At 71.0% G+C, this 15,312-nt stretch carries 16 protein-coding genes; 13 read left to right on the top strand and 3 right to left on the bottom strand.

Features of this window, described 5'->3' with window-relative positions:
- Positions 1 to 85: 85 nt before the first annotated feature.
- The 11 genes from AC07PU_RS13815 (at position 86) to AC07PU_RS13765 (ending at position 10,987) form a co-directional block, all read left to right on the top strand.
- On the top strand, positions 86 to 517 hold the full coding sequence (locus AC07PU_RS13815) for a hypothetical protein (RefSeq protein ID WP_203206202.1): 432 nt from the start codon (positions 86 to 88) through the stop codon (positions 515 to 517).
- 43 nt (positions 518 to 560) lie between these two features.
- Positions 561 to 1,043, top strand: a complete 483-nt coding sequence (locus AC07PU_RS13810; RefSeq protein WP_296782862.1) for a DUF6152 family protein — start codon at positions 561 to 563, stop codon at positions 1,041 to 1,043.
- Between the two features lie 107 nt (positions 1,044 to 1,150).
- Entirely contained in the window at positions 1,151 to 2,503 is a 1,353-nt protein-coding gene (locus tag AC07PU_RS13805; protein ID WP_495318123.1) for a GTP cyclohydrolase II, read from the top strand.
- Positions 2,500 to 3,909: a URC4/urg3 family protein gene (locus AC07PU_RS13800; RefSeq protein ID WP_495318122.1), complete on the top strand. Its 1,410-nt coding sequence runs from the start codon at positions 2,500 to 2,502 to the stop codon at positions 3,907 to 3,909. Before AC07PU_RS13805 ends, AC07PU_RS13800 begins: the two co-directional genes overlap by 4 nt.
- Before the next feature lie 58 nt (positions 3,910 to 3,967).
- The gene (gene upp / locus AC07PU_RS13795; protein ID WP_093342184.1) at positions 3,968 to 4,597 is read left to right on the top strand and encodes a uracil phosphoribosyltransferase; all 630 of its coding nucleotides are present in this window, start codon (positions 3,968 to 3,970) and stop codon (positions 4,595 to 4,597) included.
- A gap of 128 nt (positions 4,598 to 4,725) precedes the next feature.
- Positions 4,726 to 5,727 (top strand): BMP family protein, encoded by a 1,002-nt coding sequence (locus tag AC07PU_RS13790; RefSeq protein WP_057594817.1) that lies wholly within the window; start codon positions 4,726 to 4,728, stop codon positions 5,725 to 5,727.
- 8 nt (positions 5,728 to 5,735) lie between these two features.
- On the top strand, positions 5,736 to 6,683 hold the full coding sequence (locus tag AC07PU_RS13785; RefSeq protein WP_495318119.1) for a 5'-methylthioadenosine/S-adenosylhomocysteine nucleosidase: 948 nt from the start codon (positions 5,736 to 5,738) through the stop codon (positions 6,681 to 6,683).
- Positions 6,674 to 7,411 carry an alpha/beta fold hydrolase gene (locus AC07PU_RS13780; RefSeq protein ID WP_495318117.1) on the top strand — a complete coding sequence of 246 codons (738 nt, stop codon included), beginning with the start codon at positions 6,674 to 6,676 and terminating at the stop codon, positions 7,409 to 7,411. Before AC07PU_RS13785 ends, AC07PU_RS13780 begins: the two co-directional genes overlap by 10 nt.
- Positions 7,408 to 9,003, top strand: coding sequence for an ABC transporter ATP-binding protein (locus AC07PU_RS13775; protein WP_495318115.1), 1,596 nt, complete (start codon positions 7,408 to 7,410; stop codon positions 9,001 to 9,003). The genes AC07PU_RS13780 and AC07PU_RS13775 overlap by 4 nt, the downstream gene beginning before the upstream one ends.
- Positions 9,003 to 10,067 carry an ABC transporter permease gene (locus tag AC07PU_RS13770; RefSeq protein ID WP_495318307.1) on the top strand — a complete coding sequence of 355 codons (1,065 nt, stop codon included), beginning with the start codon at positions 9,003 to 9,005 and terminating at the stop codon, positions 10,065 to 10,067. The genes AC07PU_RS13775 and AC07PU_RS13770 overlap by 1 nt, the downstream gene beginning before the upstream one ends.
- A complete protein-coding gene (locus tag AC07PU_RS13765) occupies positions 10,064 to 10,987 on the top strand; it encodes an ABC transporter permease (protein ID WP_093342192.1) in 924 nt (307 codons plus the stop codon). The genes AC07PU_RS13770 and AC07PU_RS13765 overlap by 4 nt, the downstream gene beginning before the upstream one ends.
- Here AC07PU_RS13765 and AC07PU_RS13760 read toward each other — a convergent pair.
- Entirely contained in the window at positions 10,966 to 11,862 is an 897-nt protein-coding gene (locus tag AC07PU_RS13760) for a hypothetical protein (protein WP_093342194.1), read from the bottom strand. The genes AC07PU_RS13765 and AC07PU_RS13760 overlap by 22 nt on opposite strands.
- Entirely contained in the window at positions 11,859 to 12,395 is a 537-nt protein-coding gene (cysC, locus tag AC07PU_RS13755) for an adenylyl-sulfate kinase (protein ID WP_256222447.1), read from the bottom strand. Before cysC ends, AC07PU_RS13760 begins: the two co-directional genes overlap by 4 nt.
- A gap of 176 nt (positions 12,396 to 12,571) precedes the next feature.
- On the opposite strand from cysC, the gene AC07PU_RS13750 reads away from it, so the two are divergent.
- Both AC07PU_RS13750 and AC07PU_RS13745 read left to right on the top strand, forming a co-directional pair.
- Positions 12,572 to 13,021 (top strand): hypothetical protein, encoded by a 450-nt coding sequence (locus AC07PU_RS13750; protein WP_093342197.1) that lies wholly within the window; start codon positions 12,572 to 12,574, stop codon positions 13,019 to 13,021.
- Between the two features lie 58 nt (positions 13,022 to 13,079).
- Complete coding sequence (locus AC07PU_RS13745) at positions 13,080 to 14,360, top strand: amidohydrolase family protein (protein WP_093342198.1); 1,281 nt, start codon at positions 13,080 to 13,082, stop codon at positions 14,358 to 14,360.
- Between the two features lie 12 nt (positions 14,361 to 14,372).
- On the opposite strand, the gene AC07PU_RS13740 is transcribed toward AC07PU_RS13745, so the two are convergent.
- On the bottom strand, positions 14,373 to 15,215 hold the full coding sequence (locus AC07PU_RS13740) for an NAD-dependent protein deacetylase (RefSeq protein WP_495318111.1): 843 nt from the start codon (positions 15,213 to 15,215) through the stop codon (positions 14,373 to 14,375).
- Between the last annotated feature and the right edge of the window lie 97 nt (positions 15,216 to 15,312).

The following is a 15,312-nucleotide window of genomic DNA, read 5'->3' as shown; positions in this document are numbered from 1 at the left end:
GGGCCTTGGCCCTGCCGCGCCGTTCGCTGGACTAAGCTGCGCCGCACCCCTGCAAGGAGCGCCCATGTCGTCCGGCATCGCCCCGGTGTTCAAAGGACTCGTCTCGCATCCCTGGGCCTACCCGGCGCTGGAGGCGGTGCACATCGTCGGCATCGCGATGCTGTTCGGCGGCCTGCTGGTGTTCGAGCTGCGCGCGCTGGGCCTGGGCCGCGACCTGCCCGCGGCCCGGCTCGCGCGCCTCACGCTGACGCCCGCGCTGGCGGGTTTCGGCCTGTGCGCCGCCACCGGCCTGGCCATGTTCGCGGGCCAGCCCGGCGAGCTGCTGGCCAACCCGGCCTTCCGCATCAAGCTGCTGCTGATCGCGCTGGCCGGCGCGAACGCGGCGCTGTTCCATGCGCGCGGGGGCTCCGCCCTGCTCGACGGGCCCGCCGCAAAGACCGGACGGCTGCAGTGCCTGTTGTCGCTGGCCTTCTGGCTCGCTGTCATCATCTGCGGGCGCTGGATCGCCTATGCCTGAGCGGGCCTCGGCCCGCTCCCACCTTTCCTCCGAGGAGAACGCCATGCCGCTGCCAAGACGCGCCTTCGTTGCCAGTTCGCTGGGCCTCGGCCTGGGCTTCGCGCTGCCGGCACGCGCGCACCATGGCTGGAGCAGCTTCGACCAGGAGCGTCCGCTCTACCTCGAGGGCCGCGCCACCCGCGTGATGTGGCGCAACCCGCATGGCGAGCTCGAACTCGAGCTGCCCGAGAAACCCGCGCTGCCGGCCGACCTGAAGCAGCGCGCGCTGCCGAAGCAGAGCGCCTCGGTCGACGGCCCCGCGCTGCTCGCCAAGGCCCAGCTGCCGACGCGGCGCGACCGCAAGTGGCTGGTCGAGCTCGCGCCGCTCACGCGGCTGTCGGCCTGGGGCGTGGAAGAGATCAAGACCGGCACGCAGCTCGGCGTGCTGGGCTTCACCTTCACCGGCGAGAAAGGCGACGCGGTGCTGCGCGCCGAATACCTGTTCGTCGACGGCAAGGTCTACGGGCTGCGCTCCTCGCCGGCCTGAGCTTCTTCTCGCGCCCTCCGCCGCGCCGCGCACGCGGCGTTGTCCGTCGTTCCCCGGCTTGCAAGCCATGCGGTCGATCGGTACATTGCATTTTTTGAGGGCCATTCATGTCCGTCGACAGCACTGCGATCCCTTCGTCCTCCGCCTCCCCCGTTCCTCCCACCGCGCCGGTGCCACCGGTTCCCTCGGCCGCCGCGCTCCCGGTCCAGACCGTCATCCCCACGCCCAGCGGCCACATCCGGCTGACCTCGCACAGCGGCGGTTTCGGCGCACTGCCGATCCGCTGGGGCGCGGCCACCGCCACCGAGCGCGGGCCGATCGTCGGCACCACCACCAAGCGCGCGCACCGCAACGTCATCGGCACGCACAGCGGCTCGTACAGCGTTTACCGCGCCCTCGCCGTGGCCGCGGGCGCGCTCAAGCGCGAGCACAAGGCCGACCTCACGAACACCGCGCCCACCGACATCATCGGCCCCTATCCGCAGTGGGGCGAACCCGGGCGCATCGTCTCGCTCGACCCCTGGGGCGCGCTGGTGGCCGATGCCTTCAAGAACGAACTCGCGGCCGGCTACGACATCCGCCCGACCATCGCCATCACCAAGGCGCACGTGATCCTGCCCGAGGTGATCGAGGCGCTGCAGAGCGGCCGCCTCAAGGCCGACGGCCACTTCCTCACGGCCGGCGGCGCCGCGATGGTGACCAAGGCCGCGATCGAGCCGGTCTGGTACCTGCCCGAGGTGGCGCGGCGCTTCGGCTGCTCCGAGACCGACCTGCGCCGCGTGCTGTTCGAGGAAACCGGCGGCATGTACCCCGAGCTGGTCACGCGCTCCGACCTCGAGGTGTTCCTGCCGCCGATCGGCGGGCAGACGCTCTACATCTTCGGCAACCCGCGCGACCTCGCCAATCCCGAGGTCGAGCTCACGGCGCGCATCCACGACGAGTGCAACGGCTCCGATGTGTTCGGCTCCGACATCTGCACCTGCCGGCCCTACCTCACGCACGCCATCGAGGAATGCATCCAGGGCGCGCAGCGCGGCGGCGTCGGGCTCATCGCCTACTCGCGCAAGGAAGGCCGCGCGCTCGGCGAGGTCACCAAGTTCCTGGTCTACAACGCGCGCAAGCGCCAGGTCGGCGGCGACACCGCCGACCAGTACTTCGCGCGCACCGAATGCGTGGCCGGCGTGCAGGACATGCGCTTCCAGGAGCTGATGCCCGACGTCTTCCACTGGCTGGGCATCCGCAAGATCCATCGGCTGGTGTCGATGAGCAACATGAAGTTCGACGCCATCGTCGGCTCGGGCATCGAGATCGGCGAACGCGTGAACATTCCGGACGAACTGATTCCCGCCGACGCGCGCGTCGAGATGGACGCCAAGATGGCCGCCGGCTATTTCACGCCGGGCCCGGTGCCGGACGCGGAGGAACTCAAGAAGGCCAAGGGCCGGGGACTGAACGAATGACGAGCAGCAACAACGATTTTCGCGACCATCTTCCCGTCGACGGCTCGGGCAGCCTGCGGCCCGGCGACGAGGGCCGGGTCGATCCCGCGATCGAGTTCGCGGTCGATGCCTGCCATCCCGCGGGCGCCGCGCGCCTGCTGCGCAGCACCGCCGAAGTGCGCCGCCGCGCCGCCGGCCTGCTGGCGCGCGCGCGCCAAGGCGAATCGCGCTGGTTCCGCATCGGCGACGACAACGCGCTCGAGGACGCTGCGCGCACCGTGGCCGAGGTCACGCGCGAGCGCTATCCGTGGGACACCATCCCGTATCACAGCCGCTGGCGCCATTTCGAGGCCGGCGGCGTCGACCGCCTGGCCCAGCTCAATGAACTGCTCGGCGAGGCCGACGCGCGGCAGCGCGCGCGCGCCCACATCGACCTGGTGCTGGTCAGCGTGCTGCTCGATGCCGGTGCCGGCCCCGACTGGCACTACACCGAACCGGCCAGCGGCGAGCGCTTCACGCGTTCCGAGGGCCTGGGCGTGGCGAGCTTCCACGCCTTCACCAGCGGCCTGTTCTCCTCCGACCCCGAGCGTCCGCTGCAGGCCGATGCCGCCGGCCTGCGCAGCCTGGTCACCGACCGGCTCGGCGCCGCCTTCCAGGTCAGCGAGGTCAATCCGCTGGTCGGCCTCGCAGGCCGTGCCACGCTGCTGCGCCGGCTCGGCGAGGCGCTGGCCGAGCAGCCCGAAGTGTTCGGCGAGGACGGCCGGCCCGGCAACCTGTTCGACGCGCTGGTCGGCCCCTTCGGCCCGGCCGCGCCGCCCACCGCCGAGATCGGCGCGCACGCGATCTTGTCGCTGCTGCTCGATGCGCTGTCGCGCATCTGGCCCTCGGCCAATGCGGTCGACAGCATCGCGGCCGACGGCAGCGACAACCCCGGCGGCATCGGCTCGGGCGATCCCGCGCTGGCGCTCGGCGACTGCTGGCGCCACAGCGCGGTGCCGGGCCCGGGCCTCACCAACGGCTGGATGCCCTTCCACAAGCTCTCGCAGTGGCTGACCTATTCGCTGCTCGAGCCCTTCGAGTGGGCCGGCGTGAAGGTGCGCCACCTCGAGGCCCTGACCGCGCTGCCCGAGTACCGCAACGGCGGCCTGCTGATCGACAGCGGCGTGATCGTGCCCAAGGACGCGGCGCTGCTCGAACGGCGCTGGAAGGCCGGCGACGAGTTCATCGTCGAGTGGCGCGCGCTCACCGTGGCCCTGCTCGACGAACTGGCGCCGCGCGTGCGCAAGGTGCTCGGCCGCAGCGAGGAACAGCTGCCGCTGGCCTGCGTGCTCGAGGGCGGCACCTGGGCCGCGGGCCGGGCACTGGCACAGCGCTTGCGCGACGGTGCGCCACCGCTGCAGATCGAGAGCGACGGTACCGTGTTCTAGTTCGCCAGTCTTTTAGACTTCCGGGTTTCGCCAACGCAGAACGAATCGAAGAATTCCAATGAGCAACGTCCACCTCCTCGACCACCCCCTCGTCCAGCACAAGCTCACGCTGATGCGCCGCAAGGACGCGTCCACCAACAGCTTCCGCCGGCTCCTCAACGAGATCAGCATGCTCATGGCCTACGAGGTCACGCGCGACATGCCGATGCAGGACGTCGAGGTCGAGACGCCGCTCGAGACCATGCAGGCCAAGGTCATCGACGGCAAGAAGCTGGTGCTGGTGTCGATCCTGCGCGCGGGCACCGGCATCCTGGACGGCATGCTCACCGTGGTGCCCGGTGCACGTGTCGGCCACATCGGCCTGTACCGCGACCCGAAGACGCTGACCGCGGTCGAGTACTACTTCAAGATGCCCGGCGAGATGGACAGCCGCGACGTGATCGTGGTCGACCCGATGCTGGCCACCGGCAACTCGGCGGTGGCGGCGGTCGAGCGACTCAAGGAACTCAATCCCAAGTCGATCAAGTTCGTCTGCCTGCTGACCTGCCCCGAGGGCGTGGCGACCATGCAGAAGGCACACCCCGACGTGCCGATCTACACCGCAGCGATCGACCGCGAACTGAACGACCACGGCTACATCCTGCCGGGCCTCGGCGACGCCGGCGACCGCATCTTCGGCACCAAGTAAACGCAGACAAGAAGAGAAGCGGCCCGGTTCCTGCTTCGCAGCATCGGTCCACCGCCCCGCGCAGGGCGCGGTGCGACGATCCGAGCCCGCACCAGTTCCACCAGATCCATCACCCGAGGAGAAGCACCGTGACAGCACGCCGCCCCCTGATCGTTCGTTCCATCGCCATCGCCGCGGCCCTCGCGGCCGGCCTTCCCGGCCTCGCCCTCGCGCAGGCCAAGCTCAAGGTGGCGGCGGTCTACACCGTCCCCTTCGAGCAGCAATGGGTCGGCCGCATCCACAAGGCGCTGAAGGCCGCCGAGGCGCGCGGCGAGATCGAGTACAAGGCCACCGAGAACGTCAGCAACGCCGACTACGAGCGCGTGATGCGCGAATACGCCACCGGCGGCAACCAGCTGATCCTCGGCGAGGTGTTCGGCGTCGAGGCCGCGGCGCGCAAGGTCGCCAAGGACTTCCCGAAGGTCGCCTTCCTGATGGGCTCCTCGCTCAAGCCGCAGGCGCCCAACTTCAGCGTGTTCGACAACTACATCCAGGAACCGGCCTACCTCAGCGGCATGGTCGCCGGCGGCATGACCAAGAGCAACCGCATCGGCATGGTCGGCGGCTTCCCGATCCCCGAGGTCAACCGCCTGATGAACGCCTTCATGGCCGGCGCCAAGGAGACCAATCCCAAGGTCGAGTTCAGCGTGAGCTTCATCAACAGCTGGTTCGACCCGCCCAAGGCCAAGGAAGCGGCCTTCGCGATGATCGACAAGGGCGCCGACATCATGTACGCCGAGCGCTTCGGCGTCTCGGACGCGGCCAAGGAAAAGGGCAAGCTCGCGATCGGCAACGTGATCGACACCCAGGCCCAGTACCCCGACACCGTGGTCGCCTCGGCGCTGTGGAACTTCGAGCCCTCGGCCGACCGCGCGATCAAGCTGGTGAAGGAAGGCAAGTTCGCCGCCGAGGACTACGGCATCTACTCGCAGATGAAGTACAAGGGCTCCGAGCTCGCGCCGCTGGGCACCTTCGAGAAGAAGGTGCCGGCCGAGATCGTCGCCAAGGTCAAGGCCAAGCAGGCGGACATCCTCGCCGGCAAGTTCACCGTGAAGGTGGACGACGGCCAACCCAAGTCCACCGCGAAGTGAGCCGCCCGATGACCCCGCGCTGGCGTTCCCTGCTCGCGGCCGGCGTGCTGGCCTTCGGCCTCGCGGGCTGCGTCGGTGTCTACAAGGGCACCGGCGTCAGCATCAACAGCGGCACCCGGCTCGACGACACGCCGCGCATCGCGGTCATCTCGGCCTTCGAGCCCGAACTCAAGCTGCTGCTCGCGCGCCTGCAGGGCGCGGCGAAGCACGGCGTGAACGGCGTCGAATTCACCACCGGCACGCTCGAGGGCAAGCCGGTCGTGCTGTTCCTCTCGGGCATCAGCATGACCAACGCGACCATGAACACGCAGCTCGCGCTCGACCGCTTTCGCGTCACGAACATCGTGTTCAGCGGCATCGCGGGCGGCGTGAACCCCGCGCTGCACGTCGGCGACGTGACGGTGCCGGCCCAGTGGGGCCAGTACCTCGAGGTGCTGATGGCACGCGAGACCGCGCCCGGCAAGTACGCGGCCCCGCCCTTCATCACCGACGCCACCCTGCCCAACTTCGGCATGATGTTCCCGCGACCGGTCGAGGTGCGCTCGGCCGCGCGGCCCGGCATCGAGCGCAAGTTCTGGTTCGAGGCCGACCCGAAGATGCTCGAGGTGGCGCGCGGCATCCGCAACGTCGACCTAGCGAGCTGCAGCGCCGGCAAGTGCCTCGCGCGCAAGCCTCAGCTCGTGGTGGGCGGCAACGGCGTCTCGGGCCAGGCCTTCATGGACAACAAGGCCTATCGCGAATACACCTTCAAGACCTTCCAGGCCAACGTGCTCGACATGGAGACCGCGGCCGTGGGCATGGTGGCCTACAGCAACGGCGTGCCCTACATCGCCTTCCGCTCGCTCAGCGACCTGGCCGGCGGCGGCGATGGCGAGAACGAGATGGGCACCTTCATGAACATCGCGGCCGACAACTCCGCGAAGGTCATGCTGGCGTTCCTGGCTGCGTGGAAGTGACGGCGCCGATCCGCCTCGTTCTGCTGCCCGGCATGGATGGCACGGGCGATCTCTTCGAACCGCTGCAGGAAGCCCTCGACCCGCACACGCGAGTCGACATCGTGCGCTACCCGGGCTCCGAGCCGCAGGGCTACGACGAACTCGAGCCCCGCATCCGCGCGCAGCTGCCGGCCGGCGAGCCCTTCGTGCTGCTCGGCGAATCCTTCTCGGGCCCGCTCGCCATCGCGATCGCGGCCACGCCACCGCCGGGCCTGCGCGGCCTCATCCTGTGCTGCAGCTTCGCGCGAGCCCCCGCGCCCGGGCTCGCGCTGCTGCGCGGCGGCCTGCTCGGGCTGGCGATGAAGTTCCTGCATGCGGCACCGTTGCGTGGCCCCATGCAACGCATGCTGCTGGGGCGCGACGCCGACCCGCGCCTGCGCGCGCAACTGCAGGCCGCGCTCGGCAAGGTCTCGACGGCCGTGATGGCGCATCGCCTGCAGGCGGTGCAGCGCGTGAACGTGACCGCGCTGCTGCCCCGCATCCGCGTGCCCGCGCTGTACCTGCAGGCGCTGCAGGATCGCCTGGTTCCCGCGAAGGCGGCCGCGATCATCGAGCGCGCCTTGCCGGCGCTGCGCATCGTCCGGCTCGACGGGCCGCACGGACTGCTGCAGGCCTCGCCCGCCGCCGCGGCCCGGGTCATCGACAATTTCTGCCGCGAGCGCGCCCTGTACGCGCCCGCCACACCATGAATCCCAACGTGCTCCGGCTCGAAGGCATCACCAAGCGCTTCGGCAGCCTGGTCGCCAACGATGCCATCTCCCTCGACCTGCGCGCCGGCGAAGTGCTGGCGCTGCTCGGCGAGAACGGCGCCGGCAAGTCGACGCTGATGTCGATCCTGTTCGGCCACTACGTCGCCGACGAAGGCCGCATCGAGGTCTTCGGCGCGCCGCTCGCGCCCGGCAACCCCAAGGCCGCGCTGGCCGCGGGCGTCGGCATGGTGCACCAGCACTTCACGCTGGCCGACAACCTCAGCGTGCTCGACAACGTGACCATGGGCACCGAGTCGCTGTGGCTCCCGCTGTCGCGCCGCGCGGCCGCGCGCGCCCGGCTGCTCGAGGTGGCGCAGCGCTTCGGGCTGCCGGTGCGGCCCGAGGCGACCATCGGCAGCCTGTCGGTGGGCGAACGCCAGCGGGTCGAAATCCTCAAGGCGCTGTACCGCGGCGCGCGCATCCTGATCCTCGACGAACCGACCGCCGTGCTCACGCCGCAGGAGAGCGAGGCGCTGTTCGCCACGCTCTCGCAGATGGTGGCGCAGGGCCTGTCGGTGATCTTCATCAGCCACAAGCTCGGCGAGGTACTGCGCGTGTCGCACCGCGTGGCCGTGCTGCGCGGCGGCAAGCTGGTGGCCGAGGCGGCCACGGCCGACACCACGCAGGCGCAGCTCGCGCTGTGGATGGTCGGGCATGCGGTCGAGGCGCCACAGCGCCGGCCCGCCAAGTCGGTCGGCGACGCGGTCTGCGTGCTCGACCGCGTGAGCACCGCGGCCTCGAAGAGCGGCGGCCAGGACCGGCTGCGCGAGGTCTCGCTGACGCTGCGCGCGGGCGAGATCACCGCGATCGCGGGCGTCTCGGGCAACGGGCAGGTGGCGCTGGCCGAGCTGCTGTGCGGCACCCGCCGCGCCACCGCGGGCCGCGCGCAGCTCATGGGCCGCGCCCTGCCGCCCTCGCCCGCGCGGCTGGTGCAGCGCGGCGTGGCGCGCATTCCCGAGGACCGGCATGCGGTCGGCGTGGTCGGCGACCTGCCGGTGTGGGAGAACGCGGTGTCGGAGCGGCTGCGCAGCCCGGTGTTCTCGCGCGGCGCGATGTTCGTGAAGCGCGCGGCCGCGCGGCTGCATGCGCGCCGCATCGAGCAGGCCTTCGACGTGCGCGGCGCCGGCCTGCTGGCGCCGGCGCGCTCGCTGTCGGGCGGCAACATGCAGAAGCTGATCCTCGGCCGCGCGCTGCTGCCGCCCGAGCAGCCCGAGCCCGGCCGCGACGAGGAACGCAGGTACCCGACCCAGGCCCCGCGCCTGATCGTGGCGCACCAGCCGACCTGGGGCCTGGACATCGGCGCCGTGGCCTATGTGCAGCAGCAGCTGATCGCCGCGCGCGATGCCGGCGCGGCCGTGCTCGTGATCTCGGACGACCTCGACGAGGTGCTGGCGCTCGGCGACCGCGTGGCGGTGATGCACGGCGGCCACCTGGGCGAGGCACGCGCCGCCTCGGCCTGGACGCGCGAGGCGATCGGCCTGGCGATGGCCGGCGCCACCGCTTCCACCGCCGCGAAGGAGGCCACGCCATGATGCGGCTCGAACGACGCCACCAGGCCTCGCGCACCGCGCTGGTCCTGGCGCCCATCGGCGCGGTCGCCTTCACCCTCGCGATCAGCGCGCTGCTGGTGCTGTGGGCCGGCGCGCCCGTGGGCCGCACCTATGCGCTGCTGCTGCAGGGCGGCTTCGGCTCGGTGTTCGCCTGGAGCGAGACCCTCACGCGCGCGATCCCGCTGATCCTCACCGGGCTGGCCGCCACGGTCTCGTTCAAGGCGCGGCTGTTCAACATCGGCGCCGAGGGGCAGCTCTACGCGGGTGCGCTGGCCGCGGTCGCCGTGGGCGGCATGCACGGCGGCACCGGCTTCGAGCTGTCGCCCTGGCTGCTGTTCCCGCTGATGATGCTGGCCGCCGCCGTGGCCGGCGCGCTGATGCTTCTGGGCCCGGCGCTGATGAAGAACAGGCTCGGCGTCGACGAGGTCGTGACCACGCTGCTGATCAACTTCATCGTGCTGCTGGGCGTGTCGGCGATGCTCGACGGGCCGATGAAGGACCCGACCGCCATGGGCTGGCCGCAGAGCGTGTCGCTGCAGTCGGACCTGGAGCTCGGCAAGCTGATCGCCCAGACCCGCGTCCACACGGGGCTGCTGTGGGCGGTGTCGCTCGCGGTGATGGTGTGGGCGGTCTTCAAGTACACCGTGCTGGGCTTCGACATTCGCGCCGTCGGCGCCAATGCGCGCGCCGCCGCCTTCGCCGGCGTGCCGGTGACGCGCACCGTGGTCTCGGTGGCGCTGCTGTCGGGCGCGCTGGCCGGGCTGGCGGGCGCGATCGAGGTCGCGGGCCGCACCAGCTACGTCACGCTCGACATGTCGCCCGGCTATGGCTACACCGGCATCGTGATCGCGATGCTGGCCGGCCTGCATCCGCTGGGCGTGATCGCGGCCGGCGTGTTCGTGGCCGGCGTGCTGGTCGGCGCCGACACCATGAGCCGCGCCGTCGGCGTGCCGACCTACATCGCCGACGTGATCGTCGCGGCCTCGCTGATCGCGGTGCTGGTGGCGACCCTGCTGACCCAGTACCGCGTGCGGAGGAGCCGATGACCGACCTGCTCGACATCCTCGCCAACCCGGCCTTCTGGGTCGCGGTGCTGCGCATCGCCACGCCGCTGATCCTCGGCACGCTCGGCGTGCTGCTGTGCGAGCGCGCCGGCGTGCTCAACCTCGGCATCGAGGGGATCATGGTCGCGGGCGCCTTCACCGGCTGGCTCGCGGTGTACCTGGGCGCGCCGCTGTGGGCGGGCGTGGGCATCGCGGCGCTCACGGGCGCCGTGTTCGGGCTGCTGCATGCCTTCCTGACCGTGGGGCTGGCGCTCTCGCAGCACGTGTCGGGGCTGGGCATCACCATGCTCGCGACCGCGCTCAGCTACTTCGGCTACCGCGTGAGCTTCCCGAAGGTCAACACGCCGCCGACCATCGTGCCCTTCGCGCCCATGGAGTGGCTGCACATCCCGGTGCTCGGCGCCCAGACGCCACTGACCCTGCTCGCGCTGGCGCTGGTGCCCGCGGTGGCCTGGCTGCTCTACCGCACGCCGCTGGGCCTGGCGCTGCGCATGGTCGGCGAGAACCCGCAGGCGGCCGAGAGCCAGGGCGTGTCGGTCGCGGCCACGCGCACCGGCGCCATCGTGGCCGGCTCGGCGCTGATGGGCGTGGCGGGCGCCTTCCTCACGCTGTCGGCCTTCAACGCCTTCTTCTTCAACATGGTCAACGGCCGCGGCTGGATCTGCGTCGCGCTGGTGGTGTTCGCCTCGTGGCGGCCGGGCAAGGCGCTGCTGGGCGCGCTGCTGTTCGCCTTCTTCGATGCGCTCCAGCTTCGCCTGCAGCAATCGGGCGATGCCTTCCTGCCGTATCAGCTGTACCTGATGCTGCCCTACCTGCTGTCGATCCTCGCGCTGGTGCTCGTGGCCCGCAAGGCCAGCTATCCGCAGGCGTTGATGAAGCCCTACCGCAAGGGCGAACGCTGAGGGGTGGCGGCCGGCAGCGCCGGTTCGCCGCCGCGGCGCAGCAGCTGCACCAGTGCACGCAGTGGTGCGGTGATGCGCCATGAACGCGAGTTGCGCAGCTCGGCGATCTGCCGTTCCAGCTGCGCGACGCGGCGGCTCGCGTTGGCCAGTTCGCGCTTGAGCGCGCTGCGGTCCAGCGCGGCATGGTTCGGGAACGCGAGACGCGGCGTGCCCACGGCCTCGGCATCGGCGGCCGGCTCGGCCAGCTCGCGTCCGATGCGCACCTTCGACGGCTCCGCGACGCGGGCATGGGCGCGCAGGGCCGAAGCGCGGTCGACGCCGTCGCCCAGCGTGGCGCTCAAGGCATCGTGGAGATAGTCCGGGTCCTCGATGAAACGCGGGAAGTCGAGCAGCACGATCGGCACGTTCCGCTTCACCAGCGCATGCAGCAGCTCGTGGAAACCGAGCGCGAGCAGGCGCGCCTGGTCGATCGGGTTGAGCGAATAGACCACCCCGCCAGCCGTCGTGCCCCAGGTCTCCCATTGCTTGCAGTCATCGTGCAGGCCGGGCATGGCATGGCGCGCGCGCAGCTCGTTGACGGTGCGGCTGGCGGCCGCCTCGACGATGCCGCGCATCGGGATGACGACGGCGTCGACCACCGTCTGCTCGTCAGCCAGCACGCGCTCCACGTACTCGAACAGCCAGGGCGACTTGATCACGTAGGGCGCGTCGGGGTCGTTCAGCGGCAGGTCCTCGAGGCCCGCGTTGGCGTCCTCGTCGTAGCCCCGGTACTGGTCGCGCGCGATGTGGGTGTCCAGGCCGCATTCGGCAAGGTACTGCACCAGGAATGTCGTGCCCGCGCGGCCCGTGCCGGCGATCAGCAGGTGGTGCTTCATGCGTGCACGCCGATCGGCGCACCGGCCGCGCGCGGGGCCGTGCCGAAAGCCAGCATCAGCGATTCCACGGCGTCGGCCAGCCGGCAGACCGAGGTGTCGATCACCAGGTCGGGCGCCACGGGCGGCTCGTAGCTGTCGGAGATGCCGGTGAACGCCGCGATCTCGTTGCGGCGCGCCCGGGCATAGAGCCCCTTCACGTCGCGCTGCTCGCACAGCGCGAACGGCGCATGTACGTGGATCTCGCGGTAGGCCTCGCCGACGATCTCGCGCGCCATCGCGCGCTGCGCCTGCAACGGCGTGATGGCCGCGACGATCACGACCATGCCCTGCCGGCTCAGCAGCCGGGCGACCTCGGCCATCCGGCGGATGTTCTCGCTGCGGTCGGCCTGGCTGAATCCCAGCCCCTGGCTCAGGCCGGCGCGCACCTCGTCGCCGTCGAGCACGACGCTGGCCACCTGCTCGCTCTGCAGACGGGCCCGCAGGCCCTGCGCGATGGTGGATTTGCCCGCGCCGGACAGCCCGGTCATCCACATGACGCATGATGGACCGCCGGGATGCCCCGGCAGTGCCAGGACGCCAGGTCCGAAGTCAAGGTCATCGCGCTTCATTGTTTTCAAAGCGTAAGCGGCACCCCTCGGACTTTTGTCTCTGCAAGGTAAAAAATTCTGAGTAGAGAATTACGACGGCCCGCCATCGCCCTCCACACACCATGCCGAACTTCCTCCAATCCGCCTCGATCGCCGCCGTGCTCGCGTGCGGCACGGCCGCCCATGCGCTGGGCACCGACTATGGCTACGACCGCTTCCAGACGCCCGATGCCGTCACCTGGGTCCAGCTCTGCGGCACCTGGGGACCGAACCACCAGGGCACCTACCGCGTGGTGCATGCCGAGCAGTACGCGCAGTCTTTTCTCTATGTGCAATGGATGGCGCGCGACGCCAACGGCAGCCTGCAGGCCGCGCACACGGTCCCCATCGCCGAGCTCGACAACGACCATGCCGAGATCGCGCTCAGCGAGCTGACCTGCCGCGCCACGCCGCGCGGCATCGTCCTGACGGCCAAGGCCGACTCGGGGCACGACGACAAGCTGCGGCGCGTGACCATCGAGGTCGGCCCGGCACCGGGCCAGTACCGCTTCCGGCCGCAGCGCACGCGCTGAGGCCAGCCAACCGGCCACGCCAGGCCGAATCTCCCCACAACGATCCCCAAGCCCCACGATGCTCGACCTCCTCCTCACCAACGCCACCCTCCCCGACGGCCGCACCGGCATGTCGATCGCCGTGCAGGACGGCCGCATCGCCGAAGTCACGGCCGGCCTGGCCGCGCCGGCGCACGACACGCTCGATGCCACCGGCCAGCTGGTCGCGCCGCACTTCGTCGACCCGCACTTCCACATGGACGCCACGCTGAGCTACGGCCTGCCGCGCGTCAACCAGAGCGGCACGCTGCTCGAGGGCATCGCGCTGTGGGGCGAGCTCAAGCCCCTGCTGACGGCCGAGGCGCTGATCGAGCGCGCGCTGGCCTACTGCGACTGGGCCGTGGCCAAGGGGCTGCTCGCGGTGCGCTCGCATGTCGACACCAGCGATGCCAGCCTGCTGGCGGTCGATGCGCTGCTCGAGGTCAAGCGCCGCGTGGCGCCGTACCTCGACCTGCAGCTGGTGGCCTTCCCGCAGGACGGCGCGCTGCGCATCCCGGGCGGGCTCGAGAACATCGAGCGCGCGCTCGACAAGGGCGTGGACGTGGTCGGCGGCATCCCGCACTTCGAGCGCACCATGGCCGACGGCGCGGCCAGCGTGAAGCGGCTGTGCGAGATCGCGGCCGAGCGCGGCAAGCTGGTCGACATGCACTGCGACGAATCCGACGACCCGCTGTCGCGCCACATCGAGACCCTGGCCTTCGAGACGCAGCGCCTGGGCCTGCAGGGCCGGGTCACGGGCTCGCACTGCACCTCGATGCATTCGATGGACAACTACTACGTGAGCAAGCTGCTGCCGCTGATCGCCGAGGCCGGCGTGAGCGTGGTCTCGAACCCGCTGATCAACATCACACTGCAGGGCCGCCACGACAGCTATCCCAAGCGCCGCGGCATGACGCGCGTGCCCGAGCTGCTGGCCGCCGGCGTCAACGTCGCCTTCGGCCACGACTGCGTGATGGACCCCTGGTACGGCATGGGCTCGGGCGACATGCTCGAGGTGGCGCACATGGGCCTGCACGTGGCGCAGATGACCAGCCAGGCCGGCATCCACCAGTGCTTCGAGGCCGTGACCACGAACGCCGCGCGCGTGATGCACCTCGAGAACTACGGCCTCGAGGCCGGCTGCGATGCGAGCTTCGTGCTGCTGCAGGCGCGCGATCCCGTCGAGGCGATCCGGCTGCGCGCCACGCGCCTGAAGGTGTTCCGCAAGGGCCGGCTGCTGGCCGAGACGCCGGCGGCGACGGCCTCGCTGCACCTGCCGGGCCGCGGCGACGCGACGAGCTGGAGCCTGCCGAAGGCCTGAGCTTTCGCTGCCTCAGGCCGCGCGCGGTTCGGGCGCCAGCGCCTCGGCCAGTGCCGCGAGCGCCTCGCCCACTGGCCGCTCGACCTTGAGCGCCAGCAGATCGTCGGCACGCGTGCGCCCGAGATTCACCGCCGCCACCGGCTTGCCGGCCGCCGCGGCCGCCTGCACGAAGCGGAAGCCCGAATAGACCATCAGCGATGAGCCCGCCACCAGCACCGCATCGGCGGCGTCGAGCGCCGCGAAGGCCGCGGTGACGCGTTCCCTCGGCACGCTCTCGCCGAAGAACACCACGTCGGGCTTGAGCAGGCCGCCGCAATGGGCGCAGGCCGGCACGTCGAAGGCCGAGAAGTCATGGCCCTCGAGATCGGCATCGCCGTCGGGTGCCGCGCGCGCTTCGAGCGCGGCCCAGCGCGGATTGCGCGCGCGCAGTTCGCGCTGCAGCTCAGCGCGCGGCAGGCGGCGTTCGCAGCCCATGCAGCGCACGGTGTCGATGCGCCCGTGCAGGTCGATGGTGGCGTGGCTGCCGGCGGCCTCGTGCAGGCCGTCGACGTTCTGGGTCAGCAGCAGGCCGACGCGACCGGCCGCCTCGAGCCGCGACAGCGCGCGGTGCGCGGCGCCCGGCCGGGCCAGCGCCATGGTCGGCCAGCCGATCAGGCTGCGCGCCCAGTAGCGGCGTCGGGTCGCCTCCTCGCCCATGAAGGCCTGGTAGGTCACGGGCGACGGCCGCTTCCATTCGCCGCGCGCATCGCGGTAATCGGGGATGCCCGATTCGGTGCTGCAGCCCGCGCCGGTCAGCACGAACAGCTTGCGGTGGCGCGTGGCGAAGTCGGCGAGCGCGGCGGCGGTGGCGTCCATGCGGGGAGCATACGTGGGCCGGCCCATGGCCGTGCGCACGGGGGAAATCGGGGCCGCCGTTGCGGCCGCGCGCGGTCCTTCCTACGATGCCGCCATC

It is taken from the genome of Variovorax sp. GW821-FHT10D07, from assembly GCF_059415325.1.
Note: the sequence above shows the minus strand (reverse complement) of the source record. Positions and strands in the feature narration are given on the sequence as shown.